Source organism: Caballeronia choica (assembly GCF_001544535.1).
Taxonomy (GTDB): domain Bacteria; phylum Pseudomonadota; class Gammaproteobacteria; order Burkholderiales; family Burkholderiaceae; genus Caballeronia; species Caballeronia choica.
Genome location: NZ_FCON02000001.1, coordinates 97,203 through 117,645 on the forward strand (window position 1 = coordinate 97,203; position 20,443 = coordinate 117,645).

At 64.4% G+C, this 20,443-nt stretch carries 20 protein-coding genes; 18 read left to right on the forward strand and 2 right to left on the reverse strand.

The genetic code is table 11. The annotated features are described in order from the left end of the window. Window positions 1-6 precede the first annotated feature (6 nt). From AWB68_RS00415 to AWB68_RS00435, 5 genes are read left to right on the forward strand one after another with little or no spacing between them, the layout of a single operon-like run. A complete protein-coding gene (locus AWB68_RS00415) occupies window positions 7-231 on the forward strand; it encodes a DUF1653 domain-containing protein (RefSeq protein WP_087642512.1) in 225 nt (74 codons plus the stop codon). A 32-nt stretch (window positions 232-263) separates the two neighbouring features. Further along, window positions 264-1,469: a CaiB/BaiF CoA transferase family protein gene (locus tag AWB68_RS00420; protein ID WP_087642386.1), complete on the forward strand. Its 1,206-nt coding sequence runs from the start codon at window positions 264-266 to the stop codon at window positions 1,467-1,469. Between the two features lie 53 nt (window positions 1,470-1,522). After that, on the forward strand, window positions 1,523-2,563 hold the full coding sequence (locus AWB68_RS00425; RefSeq protein WP_087642387.1) for an ABC transporter substrate-binding protein: 1,041 nt from the start codon (window positions 1,523-1,525) through the stop codon (window positions 2,561-2,563). A 3-nt stretch (window positions 2,564-2,566) separates the two neighbouring features. Then, entirely contained in the window at window positions 2,567-3,391 is an 825-nt protein-coding gene (locus AWB68_RS00430; RefSeq protein ID WP_087642388.1) for an ABC transporter ATP-binding protein, read from the forward strand. A gap of 22 nt (window positions 3,392-3,413) precedes the next feature. Next, window positions 3,414-4,238, forward strand: coding sequence for an ABC transporter permease (locus AWB68_RS00435; protein ID WP_087642389.1), 825 nt, complete (start codon window positions 3,414-3,416; stop codon window positions 4,236-4,238). Between the two features lie 65 nt (window positions 4,239-4,303). On the opposite strand, the gene AWB68_RS00440 is transcribed toward AWB68_RS00435, so the two are convergent. Next, on the reverse strand, window positions 4,304-5,278 hold the full coding sequence (locus AWB68_RS00440) for an NADPH:quinone oxidoreductase family protein (protein ID WP_087642390.1): 975 nt from the start codon (window positions 5,276-5,278) through the stop codon (window positions 4,304-4,306). 120 nt (window positions 5,279-5,398) lie between these two features. On the opposite strand from AWB68_RS00440, the gene surE reads away from it, so the two are divergent. The 6 genes from surE (at window position 5,399) to rlmD (ending at window position 11,545) form a co-directional block, all read left to right on the forward strand. Further along, window positions 5,399-6,157 (forward strand): 5'/3'-nucleotidase SurE, encoded by a 759-nt coding sequence (surE, locus tag AWB68_RS00445; protein WP_087642513.1) that lies wholly within the window; start codon window positions 5,399-5,401, stop codon window positions 6,155-6,157. Beyond that, complete coding sequence (locus AWB68_RS00450; protein WP_087642514.1) at window positions 6,154-7,194, forward strand: protein-L-isoaspartate(D-aspartate) O-methyltransferase; 1,041 nt, start codon at window positions 6,154-6,156, stop codon at window positions 7,192-7,194. Before surE ends, AWB68_RS00450 begins: the two co-directional genes overlap by 4 nt. Before the next feature lie 5 nt (window positions 7,195-7,199). Next, window positions 7,200-8,168, forward strand: a complete 969-nt coding sequence (locus AWB68_RS00455; RefSeq protein WP_087642391.1) for a peptidoglycan DD-metalloendopeptidase family protein — start codon at window positions 7,200-7,202, stop codon at window positions 8,166-8,168. A 15-nt stretch (window positions 8,169-8,183) separates the two neighbouring features. Next, on the forward strand, window positions 8,184-9,290 hold the full coding sequence (rpoS, locus tag AWB68_RS00460; RefSeq protein WP_087642392.1) for an RNA polymerase sigma factor RpoS: 1,107 nt from the start codon (window positions 8,184-8,186) through the stop codon (window positions 9,288-9,290). A gap of 6 nt (window positions 9,291-9,296) precedes the next feature. Continuing rightward, on the forward strand, window positions 9,297-10,073 hold the full coding sequence (locus AWB68_RS00465) for a 3'-5' exonuclease (protein WP_087642393.1): 777 nt from the start codon (window positions 9,297-9,299) through the stop codon (window positions 10,071-10,073). Between the two features lie 167 nt (window positions 10,074-10,240). Then, entirely contained in the window at window positions 10,241-11,545 is a 1,305-nt protein-coding gene (gene rlmD / locus AWB68_RS00470; protein WP_235028143.1) for a 23S rRNA (uracil(1939)-C(5))-methyltransferase RlmD, read from the forward strand. A 72-nt stretch (window positions 11,546-11,617) separates the two neighbouring features. Here the strand turns inward: rlmD and AWB68_RS00475 are convergent, their stop codons facing one another. Continuing rightward, complete coding sequence (locus tag AWB68_RS00475) at window positions 11,618-12,316, reverse strand: Bax inhibitor-1/YccA family protein (RefSeq protein ID WP_087642395.1); 699 nt, start codon at window positions 12,314-12,316, stop codon at window positions 11,618-11,620. A gap of 276 nt (window positions 12,317-12,592) precedes the next feature. On the opposite strand from AWB68_RS00475, the gene ndk reads away from it, so the two are divergent. From ndk to bamB, 7 genes are all read left to right on the forward strand, one after another. After that, window positions 12,593-13,018 carry a nucleoside-diphosphate kinase gene (gene ndk / locus AWB68_RS00480; RefSeq protein WP_087642396.1) on the forward strand — a complete coding sequence of 142 codons (426 nt, stop codon included), beginning with the start codon at window positions 12,593-12,595 and terminating at the stop codon, window positions 13,016-13,018. A 136-nt stretch (window positions 13,019-13,154) separates the two neighbouring features. After that, entirely contained in the window at window positions 13,155-14,294 is a 1,140-nt protein-coding gene (gene rlmN, locus AWB68_RS00485) for a dual-specificity RNA methyltransferase RlmN (RefSeq protein WP_087642515.1), read from the forward strand. A 235-nt stretch (window positions 14,295-14,529) separates the two neighbouring features. Next, a complete protein-coding gene (locus AWB68_RS00490; protein WP_087642397.1) occupies window positions 14,530-15,633 on the forward strand; it encodes a helix-turn-helix domain-containing protein in 1,104 nt (367 codons plus the stop codon). Window positions 15,634-15,762: 129 nt separating this feature from the next. Then, window positions 15,763-17,079 (forward strand): flavodoxin-dependent (E)-4-hydroxy-3-methylbut-2-enyl-diphosphate synthase, encoded by a 1,317-nt coding sequence (gene ispG, locus AWB68_RS00495; protein WP_087642398.1) that lies wholly within the window; start codon window positions 15,763-15,765, stop codon window positions 17,077-17,079. A 6-nt stretch (window positions 17,080-17,085) separates the two neighbouring features. After that, the gene (gene hisS / locus AWB68_RS00500; protein ID WP_087642399.1) at window positions 17,086-18,426 is read left to right on the forward strand and encodes a histidine--tRNA ligase; all 1,341 of its coding nucleotides are present in this window, start codon (window positions 17,086-17,088) and stop codon (window positions 18,424-18,426) included. Between the two features lie 90 nt (window positions 18,427-18,516). Continuing rightward, window positions 18,517-19,146, forward strand: a complete 630-nt coding sequence (locus AWB68_RS00505) for a tetratricopeptide repeat protein (RefSeq protein ID WP_087642400.1) — start codon at window positions 18,517-18,519, stop codon at window positions 19,144-19,146. Between the two features lie 109 nt (window positions 19,147-19,255). After that, window positions 19,256-20,398: an outer membrane protein assembly factor BamB gene (gene bamB, locus AWB68_RS00510; RefSeq protein WP_087642401.1), complete on the forward strand. Its 1,143-nt coding sequence runs from the start codon at window positions 19,256-19,258 to the stop codon at window positions 20,396-20,398. The last annotated feature ends 45 nt before the right edge of the window (window positions 20,399-20,443 follow it).

Sequence of the window (20,443 nt, forward strand, 5' to 3'; positions counted from 1 at the left end):
CAAGCGATGACGGAACAACAAGCACTGGCGCTCGCCACGCATCGGCACTACAAGGGCGGCCTGTATCGCGTGGTCGGCGTGGCGCGGCATTCGGAGACCGAGGAGGCGATGATCGTCTACGAACACCTGTGGCCGCATGAACGCGGACTATGGGTGCGTCCGGCCGAGATGTTCAACGGCTCGCTCGCGGATGGCACGCCGCGCTTCGAGGCGCTGGACATTCCGCTTTAGAGGCGGGCGCTGAAAAAACAAAGGGAGACACCATGACCGCATCGACCGGACCGCTCGCCGGCGTCAAGGTGCTGGAACTCGGCACGCTGATCGCGGGGCCCTTCGCCGCGCGCTTCATGGGCGAGTTCGGCGCCGACGTCATCAAGATCGAAGACCCTAACGGCGGCGATCCGCTGCGCAAGTGGCGAAAGCTGTATCCGGAAGTCGGCGGCACGTCGCTCTGGTGGGCCGTGCAGGCGCGCAACAAGAAATCGGTGACGGTGAATCTCAAGGCCGAGGAGGGCAAGGAGATTGTCCGGCGGCTCGCGAAGGAAGCGGATATCGTCGTCGAGAACTTCCGGCCGGGGTTGCTGGAAAAGCTCGGGCTCGGGTACGACGTGCTGTCGGCGGACAATCCGGGGCTCGTCATGGTGCGGCTCTCCGGCTACGGACAGACCGGGCCGTACCGCGACCGGCCGGGCTTCGGCGCGATCGCGGAATCGATGGGCGGCCTGCGGCACATCACGGGTTATCCCGACCTGCCGCCGCCGCGCATCGGCATCTCCATCGGCGATTCGATCGCGGCGCTGCACGGCGTGATCGGCGCGCTGATGGCGCTGCATCACAGGCAGGTCAACGGCGGCCGTGGCCAGGTCGTCGACGTCGCCTTGTACGAAGCCGTCTTCAACATGATGGAAAGCGTCGTGCCGGAGTACGGCGTGTACGGCCTCGTGCGCGAGCGCACCGGGGCGTCGCTGCCGGGCATCGTGCCGTCGAATACGTATCCATGCCGCGACGGCAGCATCGTGATCGGCGGCAACAGCGATCCGATCTTCAAGCGCCTCATGAACGCCATCGACCGCGCCGACCTGGCGAACGATCCCGCGCTCGCGTCGAACGATGGCCGCGTGCCGCGCACGCAGGAAATCGACGCCGCCATCGCCGCATGGCTCTCCACGCGCAGCATCGACGAAGCGCTCGCGGTGCTCAACGCCGCCGACGTGCCGGCGGGCCGCATCTACAGCGTCGCGGACATGTTCACCGATCCGCAGTACCTCGCGCGCCAGATGTTGCAGCGTTTTCCCTGGCAGGACGGCCGCGAGATCACGCTGCCGAACGTGACGCCGAAGCTCTCCGAGACGCCCGGCGAGACGCGCTGGCTCGGGCCGGAACTCGGTGAACACACGGATGAAGTACTTCAATCGCTCGGGTATGATCCCGACGATATCGCAAGGCTGCGGGCGGCGAACGTAATCTGACCTACGCGCCACGCTTGGCCGATAAAAAACACAAGACCAGGAGACAGTAGTCGATGAAACGCAGAACGTTTGTTGCGAGCGGCGCCGTGCTCGCGGGTGGTGCATTGACGGGCGCGCCGTTCGCGTTCGCGCAGAGCGGTAAGCCTGAGCAATCGAAGGTGTCGATCGCGGTTGGCGGCAAGAACCTTTTCTACTACTTGCCGCTCACCATCGCCGAACGCCGCAACTACTTCAAGGACGAAGGGCTCGAGATCGAAATCTCCGATTTCGCCGGCGGCGCGAAGGCGTTGCAGGCTGCGGTCGGCGGCAGTGCCGATGTCGTCTCGGGCGCGTTCGAGCACACGCTGCTTCTGCAGGCGAAAGGCCAGATGTTCCGCGAGTTCGTGCTGCAAGGGCGCGCGCCGCAGATCGTGCTGGCGGTGTCGAAGAAAGCGATGCCGAATTACAAGTCGATCGCCGATCTCAAGGGCAAGAAAATCGGCGTGACGGCGCCCGGGTCGTCCACGTCGATCATGGCGAGCTACGTGCTCGCGAAGGCGGGGCTGTCCGCGAGCGATGTCGCGTTCATCGGCGTGGGCGCCGGCGCGGGCGCGATCGCGGCGCTTCAGTCGGGACAGATCGACGCGATTGCGAACCTCGATCCGGTGATGACCAAGCTCGAACGTTCGGGCGATATCCGCATCGTCTCCGATACCCGCACGCTTGCAGATACCAGGAGCGTCTTTGGCGGCAACATGCCGGCGGGATGCCTGTACGCATCGCAGAGCTTCATCAACAAGAACCCGAACACGACTCAGGCGCTCACGAACGCGATGGTCCGGGCGCTGAAATGGCTGCAGACGGCGTCGGGCTCGGAATTGATCGCGACTGTGCCGGAAGGCTATCTGCTCGGCGATCGTGCGCTCTATCTCGACGCGTGGCAGCACGTGAAGGAAGCGCTCTCGCCCGATGGCCTGATGCCCGCCGACGGTCCCGCGACGTCGCTCAAGACGCTGCAGGCGTTCGACCAGACGGTGAAGGGCAAGCCGATCGACCTGTCGAAGACGTGGACCAACGACTTCGTCAAGAAGGCGCTCGCGACGGTCAAGGCCTGACCGATGCAACAAGCGTCTTCCTCTTACGCGCTCGCGCTCGATCACATCACCTGTACGTTCGCCTCGCGCGAGAGCCGCGGCGCGCGCTACACGGCGGTGAAGGAAACGAGCCTCTTCATCGCGCCGGGCGAGTTCGTGTCGGTCGTCGGCCCGACGGGCTGCGGCAAGTCCACGCTGCTGAACGTCGGCGCGGGATTGCTGCAGCCGTCGTCGGGCGAGGTGACCGTGTTCGGCCAGAAGCTCACCGGCATCAACAGTCGCGCCGGCTATATGTTCCAGGCCGAAGCGCTGATGCCGTGGCGCTCGGCGCTCGACAACGTCACGGCGGGCCTCGCGTTTCGCGGCGTGCCGAAAGGCGAGGCCCGCGAGCGCGGCGAGGAATGGCTGAAGCGCGTGGGCCTCGGCGGTTTCGGCGACCGCTATCCGCACCAGCTTTCGGGCGGCATGCGAAAACGCGTCGCAATGGCGCAGACGCTGATCCTCGATCCCGACATCATCCTGATGGACGAACCGTTTTCCGCGCTCGACATCCAGACGCGCCAGTTGATGGAAAACGAATTGCTCGACCTGTGGGCGGCAAAGCGCAAGGCCGTGCTCTTCATCACGCACGATCTGGACGAAGCAATTTCGATGTCGGACCGCGTGGTCGTGCTGTCGGCGGGGCCGGGGACGCATCCGATCGGCGAATTCGCGATCGATCTGCCGCGTCCGCGCGACGTCGCCGAGATTCGCTCGCATCCACGCTTCGTCGAACTGCACGCGCAAATCTGGGGCGTGCTGCGCGAGGAAGTGCTCAAGGGCTATCAGCAGCAGCTCACCGCCGTCTAACCCCAACGCCGAACGAACGATCATGTGGAACAAATTGCGCCCGAACCGCGCAAACCTGGTGCTGTGGCAGTGGCTGCTGCTCGTGATGTGCTTCGTGCTCTGGTACGCGCTGACGAGCCCGACGCTGCTCCCCCCGTTCTATTTCGACGACAACAGCAAGGCCGCGTTCTTCTTCGGCGAACCGCAGAAGGTGCTGCTGCGCATCTGGGAGTGGTTCACGACCGGCGAAATCTACGTGCACCTGTGGGTGACGTTGATCGAAACCGTGCTGGCGTTCGTGATCGGCACGGTGCTGGGGCTCGGCGTCGGCTTGTGGCTTGCACTCGCGCCAATGACGAGCGCATTGCTCGATCCGTACATCAAGGCCGCCAACTCGATGCCGCGCGTGATTCTCGCGCCGATCTTCGCCGTCTGGTTCGGGCTCGGAATCTGGTCGAAGGTGGCGCTCGGCGTGACGCTGGTCTTCTTCATCGTGTTCTTCAACGTCTATCAGGGCGTGAAGGAAGTGAGCCCCGTCGTGCTCGCGAACGCGCGCATGCTCGGCGCGAACCGCAAACAATTGTTGCGTCACGTTTATTTGCCGAGTGCGACGAGCTGGGTGTTTTCGAGCCTGCACACGTCGGTCGGGCTGGCGTTCGTCGGCTCGGTGGTCGGCGAGTATCTCGGCTCGGCGCGGGGCGTCGGCTATCTCATTCTTCAGGCCGAAGGCACCTTCGACATCAACACCGTGTTCGCCGGCATCCTCGTCCTGACCGCGTTCGCGCTGGTGCTGGACGGCATCGTCGCGCTGGTCGAACGGCGCTTGATGAAGTGGCAGCCAAAGACCGGCGAGACGGAGAAGCTGTAACGCCGCATCCGGTTGCAAAAAGCGGCGTGCGCCGCTTTTTGCCCGAGTGGTCGCTCAGGGTACGCTCAGGGCACGATCACGATCTTGCCCGTCACCCGGCGATGCGCCATGTCATCGAGCGCCTGCGGCGTCTCATCGAGCGTATAGCGCTTCGATACGTGCGGGCGCAGCTTGCCTTCCCTGATCCAGTCGATCATGCGCTGAAACCCGGCGCTGCCCAGTTCCGCCTCGCGCTTCATGTGCTCGCCCCAGAACACGCCGACGATGCTCGCGCCTTTCAGAAGCGCCAGGTTGAACGGCAGCTTCGGAATCTCGCCGTTGGCGAACCCGACCACGAGATAACGGCCGCGCCACGCAATGCTGCGAAACGCCGGCTCGGCATACTCGCCGCCGACGGGATCGAAGATCACGTCCGGTCCGTGGCCGCCGGTGAGCGCCTTGAGGCGTTCGCGCAGGTCCTCGCGTGAATAGTCGATGGTCGCGTCCGCGCCATGTTCGACGCATAGCGCGAGCTTCTCCGCGCTCGACGCCGCCGCGATCACGCGCGCGCCGAGCGCCCGCCCGATCTGCACCGCGGCGAGCCCGACGCCGCCTGCCGCGCCGAGCACGAGCAGCGTCTCGCCCGCCTTGAGCGCCGCGCGGTCGGCGAGCGCGTGATACGACGTGCCGTAGGCGAGCGTGAAGGCGGCGGCATCCGCGAGATCGACGTAATCGGGCAGCGGCACGCACGACGACGCGCTCGCGACCGCCTGCTCGGCGAATGCGCCGTGCGCGGTGTAAGCCGCGACACGCATCCCCGGCTTGAGCTGCGTCACGCCCGCGCCGACTTCGCGCACGATGCCCGCGAGTTCCGCACCGGGCGTGAACGGCAACGGTGGTTTGAACTGGTATTTGTTCTGGATGATGAGGACGTCGGGGAAGTTCACGCTTGCCGCTTTCACGTCGATCACGACTTCGCCGGCTCCCGGATGCGGGTCGGGCAGTGTCTCGATGGAAAGCGTTTCCGGTGGTCCGTACTGAAGGCATCGAACAGCGCGCATATCGTCTCCTGAATGGGTCTTTCGCCAGTGTAGAGCAGGCGTCCCGTCGCCGTGCGCACGGCGTTCCCGGCTGCTGGCGGAGTCGTTCGCCTGCCATGTTTCCTCGGTTACAATCGCCGGATGCGAATCCTACTCAGCAACGACGACGGTTATCTGGCGCGCGGCATCAACGTGCTGTACGAGGCCATGCAGCCGCTCGGCGAAGTCACGGTGATGGCGCCGGAGCAGAACTGCAGCGGCGCGTCGAACTCGCTCACGCTGTCGCGCCCGCTCAGCATTCACCAGGCGGTGAACGGCTTCAACTACGTGAACGGCACGCCTACCGACTCGGTCCACATCGCGCTCACCGGCATGCTGGACGAGAAGCCGGACCTGGTCGTCTCGGGCATTAACAACGGCCAGAACGTCGGCGAGGACACGCTGTATTCCGGCACCGTCGCGGCCGCCACCGAAGGCTTCATGTTCGGCATCCCCGCGATCGCGTTTTCGCTCGTCGGCCGGGACTGGCTGCATCTCGAAGACGCGGCGCGCGTGGCAGCCGAAATCGTCGCGCATTATCTCGAGCATCCGATGCCCGGGCATCCGCTCCTGAACGTCAATATCCCGAGCCTGCCTTACGATCAGTTGGGCGCGTGGCAAGTGACGCGGCTCGGCAAGCGCCATCCTTCGCAGCCGGTGATCCGCCAGACCGACCCGCGCGGCAATCCAATCTACTGGATCGGGCCGTCGGGCGAGGCGCTCGACGCGAGCGAAGGCACCGATTTCCATGCGGTCGCGAACGGTCACGTGTCGATCACGCCGCTGCAACTCGACTTGACGCATACCCGGCTTCTCGCCGAAACGCGCGAATGGGCGCGCGCCGGGAGCCATCGCACATGACCGACGAGCGCGCGAAGCGCTTTCCGCTGGCTCTTGCCGATCTCGTGCGCGAGCCGCGCAAGCCGGGCACGCGCGTGAACGACGCGCGCCCGAAGGCGGCAAGCGGCGCGTTGCGTTCGGTCCCGGGCACGGGTGCGAAGGGCACGGCTGGCAAGCCGGATTCCGTCGCCACCGTGGTCAAACCGGCCAAGCCAGTCATCGCGAGTTCGTCCGCCACAGTCGCCCGAGCGCCCCTGCAGCCCGTCGTCAAGAAAGCCAGCCCGAAGCCAGCGGCCGCCGTCGCGCATCAACTGCCCGGCGCGCTGCGCGCAGCGCCTCGCCAGAACGACCATCGCGAAGCGCCTTCCGGTGTCAAACGAGGCGCGCCGAACGTCGCGTTGAACACGGCGCATGCGCTTACCTCGGAACGCGTTCGCGAACGCATGGTCGAAAGGCTGCGCGCGAACGGCATCACCGATGCGCGCGTGCTGAACGCGATGTCAGTCGTCCCGCGCCATATGTTCGTCGATCCCGGACTTGCCGCGCAGGCCTATGAAGACGCCGCGCTGCCGATCGGCCATCATCAGACCATCTCGAAGCCGTCGGTGGTCGCGCGCATGATCGAACTCGTCGCGGCGGGCCGCACGCTCACGAAGGTGCTGGAAATCGGGACTGGATGCGGTTATCAGGCGGCGGTGCTGTCGCTGGTGGCGACCGACGTATATTCGATCGAGCGCGTGCGTCCGCTCTCCGAGCGCGCGAAGCTCAACCTGCGGCCGCTGCGCGTGCCGAACATTCGCCTGCACTACGGCGATGGCCGGCTCGGGCTGCCGGCCGCGGCGCCGTTCGATGCGATCGTCATCGCGTGCGCCGGGCTCGACGTGCCGCAGGCGCTGCTCGATCAACTGGCGATCGGCGGCAGGCTGGTCGCGCCGGTCGGCTCGCAGAGCGCGCAGTCGCAGGTGCTGACGCTCGTCGAGCGCGTATCGGCCACACAGTGGCGGGAATCGCAGCTCGATCGTGTTTTCTTTGTACCCTTGAAATCCGGAGTGATTTGACACCGATGAGTATGTTGCGTGCTATGCGAGAAAGGAGCGCGAACGCCCGCCCGACGGCGCTCGAGCGTGGTTTGTGCGTGATCGCGCTGTCCGTGCTGGCAGCCTGTTCGACGAGGATGGACCAGGCGCCCGTCGTCGACCGCACGGGTGCGCCGTTGAGTACCGAAGCCGCGCAGGCCGCGCAGAACGGTCCGCCGCCGCCCGGCTATTACCGCGTGAAACCGGGCGACACCCTATATCGGATCGCCTTGGAAAACGGTCAGAATTATCATGACATCGCGGCATGGAACAACTTGACCAACCCGAACCAGATCGAAGTCGGTCAACTGGTGCGGGTGGCGCCGCCGGGCGCGAACCTCGCCGCGACGACGCCGGGTGTGTCGACCGCGCCGATCACGCCCGGTGGCGTGCAGGCGCAGCCGCTGAGCGGCTCGACGTACGGCACGCCACAGCCCGGCGTGACGACTGGCACGACCGCGGCACCGCCGGTGTATGGTTCCGCATCGGGAATGGGTGCGGCGCCGGGCGCGGCGGCGGGTGTCGGAGCCGCGGCGGGAGCCGGGCTTGCAGCGGGCGCGGACACCAGCGGCGCGACGGCGCCGGCGGCGCAGCCGGCGTTCATCTGGCCGGTGCGCGGCCCGATTCTCGGCACGTTCGACGACGCGAAGAACAAGGGTTTGAACATCGGCGGTGCGGCGGGAGATCCGGTGAATGCATCGGCGGACGGCCGTGTCGTGTACTCGGGTAACGGTCTGCGCGGGTACGGCAACCTTATTATCATCAAACACGATGCGACTTTTCTCACGGCATATGCACATAACCGCGCTTTGATGGTAAAAGAGGGTGACGCGGTGACAAAAGGGCAGAAAATCGCTGAGATGGGGAATAGCGATTCGGACCGCGTGATGTTGCACTTCGAAGTTCGCCGGCAGGGCAAACCTGTCGACCCACTGAAGTATTTGCCGCCGCAATAAAAAAGCGAAACCATCATGCCTAAACCGAAGCGTCGCCCGCCGCAAGCCGAGACTGAGACGATCAGCCGACCGATGCCAGTGTCGGTGGAGGAAGGCGCTTCGAGCCGTGATGACGACGACATCGAGACGGTCGACGTCGAAATCGATCCAGCCGACGACGAAGGCGGGATACGCTCGAAGGGCACGGGAGACGACGCGAATGGCGCCGCAAACGATTCCGTGCCCGACGCTGACGATTTCCGCTCGATTCTTCAGGCCGAACTCACGGCCGATACCATCCAGCATTATCTGAATCGAATCAGCGTCAAGCCGCTTTTGACCGTCGAGGAAGAGCAGCGCTATTCGCGGCTCGCCAAAGCGGGGGAATTCGAAGCGCGCCAGGTAATGATCGAGCGCAATTTGCGGCTCGTCGTGAGTATCGCGAAGGGTTATTTGAATCGCGGGGTTCCGCTCCTCGATTTAATCGAGGAAGGCAATCTCGGCCTGATGCATGCGATCGAAAAATTCGACCCGACGCGCGGGTTCCGCTTTTCGACTTACGCCACCTGGTGGATCCGGCAGAGCATCGAACGGGCGATCATGAATCAGGCGCGCACCGTGCGCCTGCCGGTGCATGTGATTCGCGAACTGAACCAGGTGCTGCGCGCGAAACGCCATCTGGAAAAAAATTCCGCTAACTCGAACACGGCGATCGCGCCCGACCGCCGCGACGCGAGCATCGACGACATCGCGTATCTGACCGGCAAGACGCCCGAGGAAGTCACCGACATTCTCGCGCTCAACGAACACACGGCGTCGCTCGACGCGCCACTCGATCTCGATCCGGGTTCGAGCCTGCTCGACCTGCTTTCGGATGACCAGAGCCAGTCGCCCGACGCGGAAGTGCAGCATCGTGAACTCGAGACGCTTACGCGCCTGTGGCTGTCGCGCTTGTCGGACAAGCACCGGCACGTGATCGAGCGTCGTTTCGGGCTGAACCATATCGAGCCCGCCACGCTCGAAGAACTCGCCGACGAAATGGGCCTCACGCGGGAGCGTGTGCGCCAGATCCAGCAAGAGGCGCTCGTGCGGCTCAAGCGCTTTTTTGCCTCCAACGGCGTTCGCAAGGACGCCGTGCTCTAAGACTTGATGACTCCCATCCTCGTTTTCGACATCGAGACGATTCCCGATGTCGACGGTATTCGCCGTCTCGAAGATCTGCCCGCCGACCTGTCCGACGCGGAAGTTGCCGAATTCGCTTTCGCCGCGCGGCGCGAGCGGGTCGGCAACGATTTCCTGCCGCACCATCTGCAGCGCGTTGCCGCCATTTCGTGCGTGTTTCGCGACGACAACGGCTTCCGCGTGCGTTCGCTCGGCACGCCGCAAGACCCCGAAGCCGCGCTGATCCAGTCGTTTTTTCGCGTGATCGAGAAATACACGCCGCAACTCGTCTCGTGGAACGGCGGCGGTTTCGATCTGCCCGTCCTGCACTACCGCGCGCTCGTGCATGGCATCGCGGCGTCGCGGTACTGGGACAACGGCCAGGACGATCGCGAGTTCAAGTTCAACAATTACCTGAGCCGCTATCACACGCGCCACACCGACCTGATGGACGTCCTCGCGATGTATCAGGCGCGCGCGAACGCGCCGCTCGACGCGCTCGCGAAGCTCTGCGGCTTTCCCGGCAAGCTCGGGATGGACGGCGGCAAGGTGTGGGAAGCCTACTGCGCGGGCCGCATCGACGAAATCCGCGCCTATTGCGAGACGGACGTCGTCAACACGTACCTGATGTACTGTCGCTTCCAGCTGATGCGCGGCGGTTTTTCGGCCGGCGAATACGCCGACGAAATCAACCTCGTGAAGAACGCGCTCGCACTCGAACCGGCGCCGCACTGGGCCGAGTATCTGGCCGCGTTCGGCAAGTGACGCTGCGACGTTCGTCTACAATCTCGCCTTTGCCACGTTAGCCAGGAAGTCCGCAGGTGTCTGAAACCGCTCGAAAACCCTCGCATCGCCGTCGCGCCGCGCCGGCCAAATCCGTCGTCACCGATCCGTCGTTCGTCGCGCCCGCCATCGAGATCGATTCGCTCGACATGGACGCGCGCGGCGTCGGCCGTACGGTCAACGAAGACGGCGAGCCGGGCAAGGTGATTTTTGTCGAAGGCGCGCTGCCGGGTGAGCGCGTGACGTATTCCAGCTATCGCAAGAAGCCGAGCTTCGAGCAGGCGCAGGTCGTCGCCGTGCTGCGCGAAAGCGTGATCCGCACCAAACCGAAGTGCAAGTACTTCGGCATCTGCGGCGGTTGTTCGATGCAGCATCTCGACATGCGCGCGCAAATCGCCGTCAAGCAGCGCGTGCTCGAAGACAATCTGCAGCATCTGAGCAAGCTGCGCGCGGAAACCATGTTCCGGCCGATTCACGGGCCGTCGTGGGGCTATCGGTATCGCGCGCGCCTGACCGTTCGCCACGTGGAAAAGAAGGGCGGCGTGCTGGTCGGCTTTCACGAAAGGAAGAGCAGTTTTGTCGCCGACATGACGAGTTGCGAAGTGCTGCCGCCGCACGTTTCCGCGATGCTCGTGCCGCTGCGGCATCTGGTGGCGGGTTTGTCGATCCGCGATCGCATGCCGCAGATCGAACTCGCGGTGGGATCGGACGTGACGGCGCTCGTCCTGCGCATTCTCGAGCCGCTCACCGAAGCCGACGAGGCGCTTCTGCGCACCTTCGCCGATGAGCACGGGGTCCAGTTCTGGCTGCAGCCGAAGGGGCCGGATACCGTCTACCCGTTCTATCCGCTCGACCGGGAACTGGCCTACACGCTGCCGGAATTCAATATCCGCATGCCGTTCAAGCCGACCGACTTCACGCAGGTGAACCACCAGATCAACCGGGTGCTGGTGAGCCGGGCGTTGAGTCTCCTGGCGCCGTCGAAGACGGAGCGCGTGCTCGATTTGTTTTGCGGCATCGGTAATTTCACGCTGCCGCTCGCGCGGGTATCGCGCGAGGTGGTCGGGATCGAAGGCAGCGAAGCGCTGACGGCGCGCGCGCTGGAAAACGCGAAGGCGAACGGCGTCGATGCGCATACGTCGTTTGCGTGCCGCAATCTGTTCGAAGTCACCGCCGACGACCTGCGCGCGCTCGGCGCGTTCGACAAATTCCTGATCGATCCGCCGCGCGAGGGTGCGCTGGCGGTGTCCAAGGCGCTCGCGGAGATCGCGCAGAGCGGCGACGGCCCGTTGCCGAAGCGGATCGTCTATGTGTCGTGCAGCCCGGCGACGCTCGCCCGCGACGCCGGACTGCTGGTGCATGAAGCCGGCTACCGGATGAAGGGCGCGGGCGTGGTGAACATGTTTCCGCACACGTCGCACGTGGAATCGATCGCGCTGTTCGAGCGGGATTGAGCGCGGCGCCTTGTGCGCGGGCGTAAAAAAACCGGCCCTGAAAAGGGCCGGTTTTCATTTGAGGCTCGCAGATCAGTTGCGATTGCCGCCGAAAATGCCGAGCAGGGCCAGCAGGTTCGTGAACACGTTGTAGAGGTCCAGGTAGATCGCAAGCGTGGCGCTGATGTAGTTCGTCTCGCCGCCGTTCACGACGCGCTGCACGTCGAACAGCATGTAGGCCGAGAAAATCACGATCGCGAGCACGGAGATCGTCAGCATCAGGGCCGGCAGTTGCAGGAAGATATTCGCGAAAGCCGCGAGCAGGATCACCATCACGCCCATGAAGAGCCACTTGCCGAGGCCCGAGAAGTCGCGCTTGCTGACCGTGGCGATGGTTGCCATGGCGGCAAAAATGACGCCGGTCCCGCCGAACGCCATCATGATGAGTTGCGGCCCGTTCGAGAACCCGAGAATGAAGCTCAGCAGGCGCGAGAGCATCAGGCCCATGAAGAACGTGAAACCGAGCAGCACGAGCACGCCGATGCTGCTTTCCTTCGTCTTCTCGATGGCGAACATGAAGCCGAACGCGATCGCGAGGAACGCGATGAAACTCATCGTCGGGCTGGTGGCCGCGAACAGCGAAAAGCCGGTCGCGACGCCGACCCACGCGCCGAGAACCGTCGGCACCATCGACAGCGCGAGCAGCCAGTAGGTGTTGCGCAGCACGCGGTTGCGCGTCTCGACCGACGTGACGGTGCCGTTTCGGCCAAAACTGTAGGGTGATTCGTTCATGGTTTCTCCTTGCCTTTGCCTTGAGTATCGAAACAAGACATCCGTAAAACGCGGTGGGTATGATGCGCCGGCGCTTCTGGCCGCCGGTCGCATGCGGTTCGAATATGGGTCTATCTTGCACCGAATTCAATGGTGCTGCACCGCGGCGTCATCATCTGTAACGCATCGTTTGATTCTTACAATACCGTAAGGTTCCAGTCGCAATCATACATGTCTTCGTGCTATAATTGTCGATTCATTTAAATTCGTAACCCGTTCATTTTTTGGGAGTTTTTCATGGCGATCGAGCGCACCCTGTCGATTATCAAGCCGGACGCAGTGGCAAAGAACGTTATCGGCCAAATCTACAGCCGTTTCGAAAACGCTGGCCTCAAGGTTGTTGCGGCTCGCATGGTTCATCTCTCGCGCGCTGACGCGGAAAAGTTCTACGCGGTGCACGCTGCGCGCCCGTTCTTCAAGGATCTGGTCGAATTCATGATCTCCGGCCCGGTGATGATCCAGGCGCTGGAAGGTGAGAACGCAATCATCAAGAACCGCGACCTGATGGGCGCGACGGACCCGAAGAAGGCCGACAAAGGCACGATCCGCGCAGACTTCGCCGACAGCATCGACGCGAACGCCGTGCACGGCTCGGACGCAGCGGAAACCGCGCGTCAGGAAATCGCGTTCTTTTTCCCGGAAGTGAACGTCTACTCGCGCTAATCGCTGGTCGATTTGCGCGGCCGATTCTCCGCATGCGCGGAAAGAGGCCTTGGAGTAGATTGACAGCAGGAATTGGCGCGAATGGCCCCGGGCGTCTGCCCGGGCTTCGCTCAAGACAGAAATGGCAGAATTCGACATGACGAGCAGCGCTACCGTCAACCTTCTCGATCTCGACGCCGCCGGGCTCGTGGCGTACTGCGACAGCCTGGGAGAAAAGCCGTTTCGCGCCAAGCAGTTGCAGCGCTGGATCCACCAGTACGGCGCCGACGACTTCGACGGCATGACCGACCTGGCAAAATCCCTGCGCGAAAAATTGAAGGGCCGCGCCAACATGGCGATGCCTGACATCGTCCGCGACCACGTTTCCACCGACGGCACGCGCAAGTGGCTGATCGACGTGGGCAACAGCAACGCGGTCGAGACCGTTTTCATCCCCGAGGAACATCGCGGCACGCTGTGCGTCTCGTCGCAGGCGGGCTGCGCCGTCAATTGCCGCTTCTGTTCGACCGGCAAGCAGGGCTTTTCGCGCAATCTCACGACGGGCGAGATCATCGGCCAGTTGCGGATGGCCGAATTCGCGCTGCGCAAGTCGCTCGGACGCGACGTCGGCGGGCCGGGCAAGGGCGAGCGCGTCGTGACGAACGTCGTGATGATGGGCATGGGCGAGCCGCTGCTCAATTACGACGCAGTCGTCCCCGCGATGCGCCTGATGCTCGACGACAACGCCTACGGCCTCTCGCGCCGCCGCGTGACGCTGTCCACGTCGGGCGTCGTGCCGATGATGGACCGCCTCGCAGCCGATTTGCCGGTGGCGCTGGCGGTGTCGCTGCACGCGCCGAACGATCCGCTGCGCGACATGCTCGTGCCGCTCAACAAGAAGTATCCGTTGCGCGAGCTGATGGCGGCTTGTCAGCGTTACCTGTTGGTCGCGCCGCGCGATTTCATCACGTTCGAGTACTGCATGCTCGACGGTGTGAACGACACTGAAGCGCACGCGCGCGAACTGCTCGCCGTCACGCGCGACGTGCCGTGCAAGTTCAACCTGATCCCGTTCAACCCGTTCCCGGAATCCGGACTCACGCGTTCGCGCAATGACCAGATCAAGCGCTTCGCCCAGGTCCTGATGGACGCGGGCATCGTGACCACGGTGCGCAAGACCCGCGGCGACGACATCGACGCCGCCTGCGGACAACTCGCCGGTGCCGTGCAGGATCGCACGCGGCTCGCCGAGCGCATGGGCCGGCAGTCGAAAGTGATCGAGGTGCGGCCGGTTTGAGGGTCGCGCGTTCTTCGGCGGGGGCGCTTGCATGGTGAAGCGCTTGCCTCTGTCAGCCGCGTTTTCGGCGCAAAAAAGCAAGAAAAACGAAGCAAGCGATCGGATGCGGCACGGAAAGCCGCACATTTTGTTATAAAGCGGTCTGCAACACGCGGCTGGGTTGTATCGTGCACATCGCGTATGCAACCCGGCGCTGTGAAGCGTCAAATACAAGAATCGATGCGAGGAATTTGGCATGAGTGAGCCGCAGCACCCGACGCCTTTCGGCAGTCAAACCGGCAGTCATTCCGGCAACCAGCCGGACGGCGAGGCTTTGGCCGGCGCGACGGCTTCGAGCGGTAATCTGGCGGGGAGCTTGGAATCGATCGTGGCCGTCGGCGCGCGCCTCGCGCAGTTGCGCACGGCCAAGGGCTGGTCGATCGACGACGTATCGGCGCGACTCAAGGTTTCGCCGCAAAAAGTGCGCGGGCTGGAAGCCGGCGACCTGAGCCATTTGCCCGACCGCACGTTCGCGGCGGGTATCGTGCGCAGCTACGCGAAGATGCTCGGCGCGGACCCGGCGCCTTTCACGCAGGCGATGCGCCGCGCAAGCGGCCCGCTGGAACAGAATCTCTCCCTGCCGGCATCGGCGGGCGGCGGATTGCCGCGCGCGCGCGTGTCGGTTCCGCTGAACAGTGCCGGTCGCCGGCGTTCGTGGCTGTGGGGCGTGGCCGCGGTGATCGTCGCGGTGATCGCGCTCGCGATGTGGCACACGGGCGGCGATTCGGCCGCCTGGCTCGCGCGCTTGAAGGCGAGCGCGAATGGCACGGCGGTGTCGAGCGCCAACGAACCGAGCGCGGCGTCGGCCGTCGCGACGCCCGACGAAGTGGCTGCGGGCAACACGGGCGAAACGGGCGAAGCGTCCCCGACGGACACGCCCGCCGCCGGCACGCAACCGATGCCGCACCCGCTTGGCACCAATGCTTTGCCGGCATCGTCGTCGGCGATCGCGAGCGTGCAGGGCGCGAGCGCCGCAGCCGTGGCGCCCGTGGTCGTGCCGCCTCCGGCCGCGGCGGACGCTTCGGCTTCCGCGCCGGCCGTCGCCGGCACGGGTTCGAACGCGCTCGAACTGAAGGTGAAGCAGGACAGCTGGCTCAGCGTGCGCCAGAAAGACGGCAAGGAAGTATTCTCTGGTCTCGTTCGCGGCGGGAACACCCAGCGCGTGGAAGGCGAGACGCCTTTCAAAGTGACGATCGGCAATCGGGCAGGCATGGAATCGCTCACGCTCGACGACGAACCCGTCGACCCCGCCAAGTACGCGGTGGCAAAAGGTAACGTCGCACGCTTTTCGGTGCCCTGATCCGCGGGCCGCATAGCGAAGCGCGCAAGCGCCGAATCAAGAGCGCCGCCGGTCATCCCGGCGGCGTCGGTTTGATTGTTCCACATACGCGTCACCGCAGGGTAGCCGGCGGCGCTCGAGGGTTTTTCGATGCAATCTGAAGCTCAATCCCTGATCAGCAGCAAGATTTGTTCGACCGATCCGGTTTTCGGCGGTCCGATTACGCGGCGCGCGTCACACGCGGTCGACGTCCGCTGGGGCGGCCAGCTCGTGACCATCGGCGGCGATGCGCCGGTGCGCATCCAGTCGATGACGAACACCGACACGGCCGACGCCATCGGCACCGCGATTCAGGTCAAGGATCTGGCACAAGCCGGTTCCGAACTGGTACGCATCACGGTCAACACGCCGGAAGCCGCCGCCGCCGTGCCGCACGTGCGTGAGCAACTCGACCGCATGGGCGTGACGGTGCCGCTCGTCGGCGATTTCCATTACAACGGCCATCTGCTGTTGCGCGATTACCCGGCGTGCGCCGAGGCGCTGTCGAAGTACCGGATCAACCCGGGCAACGTCGGGCAAGGCGCCAAGCGCGACACGCAGTTCGCGCAGATGATCGAAGCCGCCGCGCGCTACGACAAACCAGTGCGGATCGGCGTGAACTGGGGCAGTCTCGACCAGGACCTGCTCGCGCGCATGATGGACGAAAACGCCGCGCGCACGGCACCGTGGGACGCGCAAAGCGTGATGTACGAGGCGTTGATCCAATCGGCGATCGGCTCGGCGGAACGGGCGGTCGAACTGGGCCTCGGGCGCGACAAGATCATCCTGTCGTGCAAGGTGAGCGGCGTACAGGACCTGATCGCGGTGTATCGCGAACTGGCGAAGCGCTGCAGCTTCGCGCTGCATCTCGGGCTCACGGAAGCCGGCATGGGGTCGAAGGGCATCGTGGCGTCGACGGCGGCGCTTTCCGTGCTGCTGCAGGAAGGCATCGGCGACACGATCCGCATCTCGCTCACGCCGGAACCGGGCGGCGCGCGTACCGGTGAAGTGGTCGTCGGCCAGGAGATCCTGCAGACGATGGGCCTGCGCTCGTTCACGCCGATGGTGATCGCGTGCCCCGGCTGCGGACGCACGACGAGCACGCTGTTCCAGGAACTCGCATCGCAGATCCAGATTTATTTGCGCAACGAAATGCCCGTCTGGCGTGATCAATACCCCGGCGTCGAGAAGATGCACGTCGCGGTGATGGGCTGCATCGTGAACGGTCCGGGCGAATCGAAACAGGCGAACATCGGCATCAGCCTGCCGGGTTCGGGAGAGAATCCGGCGGCGCCCGTTTTCGTCGACGGCGTGAAGGTCAAGACGCTGCGCGGCGAGCATATCGCCCAGGAATTCCAGCAAATCGTGAGCGACTACGTCGCGCGTACCTACGGCAAGCGCGAAGAAACGGCCGCGGCATCACTCTAAACAAAGATGACAGAACAGAAGAAACGGCTCGAGAAACTGAGCGGCGTGAAGGGCATGAACGACATCCTCCCGCAGGATGCCGCGTTGTGGGACTTCTTCGAATCGACGGTCAAGTCGATGCTGCGTGCGTACGGCTATCAGAACATCCGCACGCCGATCGTCGAGCACACGCAGCTTTTCACGCGCGGCATCGGCGAAGTGACCGATATCGTCGAGAAGGAAATGTACAGCTTCACCGACGCCCTCAACGGCGAGCATCTGACGATGCGCCCGGAGAACACGGCGGCCGTCGTGCGGGCGACGATTGAACACAACCTGCTCTACGATGGCCCGAAGCGGCTGTGGTACGTCGGCCCGATGTTCCGCCACGAACGGCCGCAGCGTGGCCGGTATCGGCAGTTCCATCAGGTCGGCGTGGAAGCGCTCGGCTTCGCGGGACCGGATGCCGACGCAGAAATCATCATGATGTGCCAGCGTTTGTGGGACGACCTGGGACTGACCGGGATTCGCCTCGAACTGAACTCGCTGGGGCAGGCCGACGAGCGCGCGGCGCATCGCCAGGAGCTGATCGCGTACCTCGAAAAACACGTCGACCTGCTCGACGAGGAAGCGAAGCGGCGTCTCTACACGAATCCGCTGCGTGTGCTCGACACGAAGAACCCGGCGCTGCAGGAGATCGCCCAGAACGCGCCCAAGCTCGTCGATTTCCTCGGCGACGAATCGCGTGCGCACTTCGAAGGCGTTCAGCGTCTGCTGAAGGCGAACAACATTCCGTTCAAGATCAATCCGCGTCTGGTGCGCGGGCTCGATTACTACAACCTGACCGTGTTCGAATGGGTCACCGACAAGCTCGGCGCGCAGGGCACGGTTGCGGGCGGCGGACGTTACGACCCGCTGATCGAGCAACTCGGCGGCAAGCCGACGAAAGCGTGCGGCTGGGCGATGGGCGTCGAACGGATTCTCGAATTGCTGAAGGAAGAAAAGCTCGTTCCGGAAGCCGAAGGTACCGACGTCTACGTCGTGCATCAGGGGGAAGCGGCAGCCGAACAGGCGTTCATCATCGCGGAACGCTTGCGCGACACCGGCCTCGACGTGATCCTGCACTGCAGCGCGGATGGCGCATCGGCCAGCTTCAAGTCGCAGATGAAGAGAGCCGACGCCAGCGGCGCCGCGTTCGCCGTGATTCTCGGCGAGGACGAGCTCGCGCAAGGCACGGCGGGCGTCAAGCCGTTGCGGAAGGTGGAGCGAGAAGGGCAGAAGAATGAACAGTCGAACGTTCCGCTGGAAAACTTGACCGAATTTCTAATCAATGCGATGGTTGCATCCGCCGACGACGGCGCTGATTAATTTTTAGGCAGCGGCCGTGTGTGCGGTGCCCGGTCAAGCAACCCGGCACGGCGCACGCAACAGATAAGACATGGAAGGAACGGCTGGGCAATGAGCTATCACGACGAACAAGAATCACTGGAAAACCTGAAGCACTGGTGGGCCAAATGGGGCAACGCGACGACGTGGATCGTCCTCGCGGTGCTCGTGGTCGCGGCGGGCTTCAATGGCTGGAATTACTGGCAGCGTCGCCAGGCGGCGGAAGCCGCCGTGCTCTACGACCAGGTTCAGCAGGCGGTCAACACGAACGACAAGGCGAAGATCGCGCGCGTTGCCTCCGACATGGAGGACAAGTTCGGCGGCACCGCGTACGCGCAGATGACGGCGCTTGCCGCGGCGAAGGCGCTCTACATGGCCGGCGACAGCGCCGGCGCGAAGACCCAGTTGCAATGGGCCATCGATCACGCGAAGGACGACGAGTACAAGCAGATCGCGAAACTGCGTTTGTCGCTCGTGCTGCTCGACGAAAAAGCCTACGATGCCGGCCTGAAAGTGCTGGCCGATGCCCCGCTGGATGCGTTCAAGGGCGTGGTGGCGGATCGTCGGGGTGACCTGCTCGCGGCACAGGGCAAACGCGACGACGCCCGTGCCGCCTACAAGGTGGCGCTCGACACGCTGCCGCAGAACGACACCTCCGCGCGTCAACTCGTCCAGTTCAAGCTCGACGCGATCGGCGGCTGAACTTCGCCGAAACATCGCCGTTCTGTAAGCCGGCGGGACCCGCGCTGACAAGCGGACCCACGGCCCACGCCGATCAATCGAATTTCCAATCCCAATACTGCGTCCACCGATGACTTTTCTGAAACGCTACGCTCTCCCGCTTGCCTGTGCGATGACTGCCCTGCTCGCGGCGTGCTCAGCCACCAAGGACGAACGCCGCGTACCGACGCCGCTCGTGGAAATCAAGCCGGTCCTGAACGTCGAGCAGGCGTGGAAGGCGAGCGTCGGCAAGGCCGGCCGCTATCTGTTCACGCCGATCGCCGTCGGCGACGCCGTGTATGCCGCCGGCGCCAACGGCTCGGTCGTGAAGATCGATGCGAAGACGGGTCAGGACGTGTGGCGCACGAAACTGGACGACGATCTCTCCGCGGGCGTCGGCAGCGACGGCACCCTGACGGCGGTCGGCGGCCTGAAGGGTTCGGTCTATGTGCTCGGGCCGGACGGAAAACAGATCTGGACCGCGGTCGCGCCGGGCGAAATCGTCTCGCCGCCGCTCGTCGGCAACGATCTCGTGGTCGTGCGCACGATCGACGGCAAGGTCATCGCGTTCAACGCGCAGACCGGCGAGCAGAAGTGGATCTTCCAGGTTCGCGCCGTTCCGCTCAACTTGCGCGTCGCGGCGGGCATGACGTTCGCGGGCAATCAGGCGGTGCTCGCCGGCTTCCCTGGCGGCACGTTCGCGGCGATCAACCTGCAAACCGGCGACGCTTTCTGGCAGACGCCGGTATCGTTCCCGAAAGGCGTTACGGAAGTTGAGCGGATCAACGACGTGACGGGCGCTCCGTCGCTCGTCGGCGCACAGACTTGCGCGGTGACGTTCCAGGGCCGCCTCGGTTGCTTCGATGCGAACTCGGGCCGGCCGGTTTGGGAAAAGGCGTTTTCGAGCGACAGCGGTCTCGCGCAGGACGATCAGACTGTCGCGGCCGGCGACGACTGGTCGGTGGTCAATGCGTTCCGTGCGGCGGACGGCACGCCGATCTGGAAGAACGACAAGCTGAAGAGCCGCCAGGTCAGCGTTCCGTATATCCTGGGCCGCGCCGTGGTCGTCGGCGACTTCGAAGGCTACGTTCATTTCCTCTCGACCGAAAACGGCGAGTTCATTGGCCGCACGAAAACCGATGGCAGCGCGATCACGGCAGCGCCGGTCCTCGCTGGCGATACGCTCGTCGTGCAGACTCACGACGGCGGTCTCTACGGATTCCGTCCGCGCTGAGTTGTCGCGGTGGTGTAACCTGCGAGCCGGCGCTGCCGGCTCGCG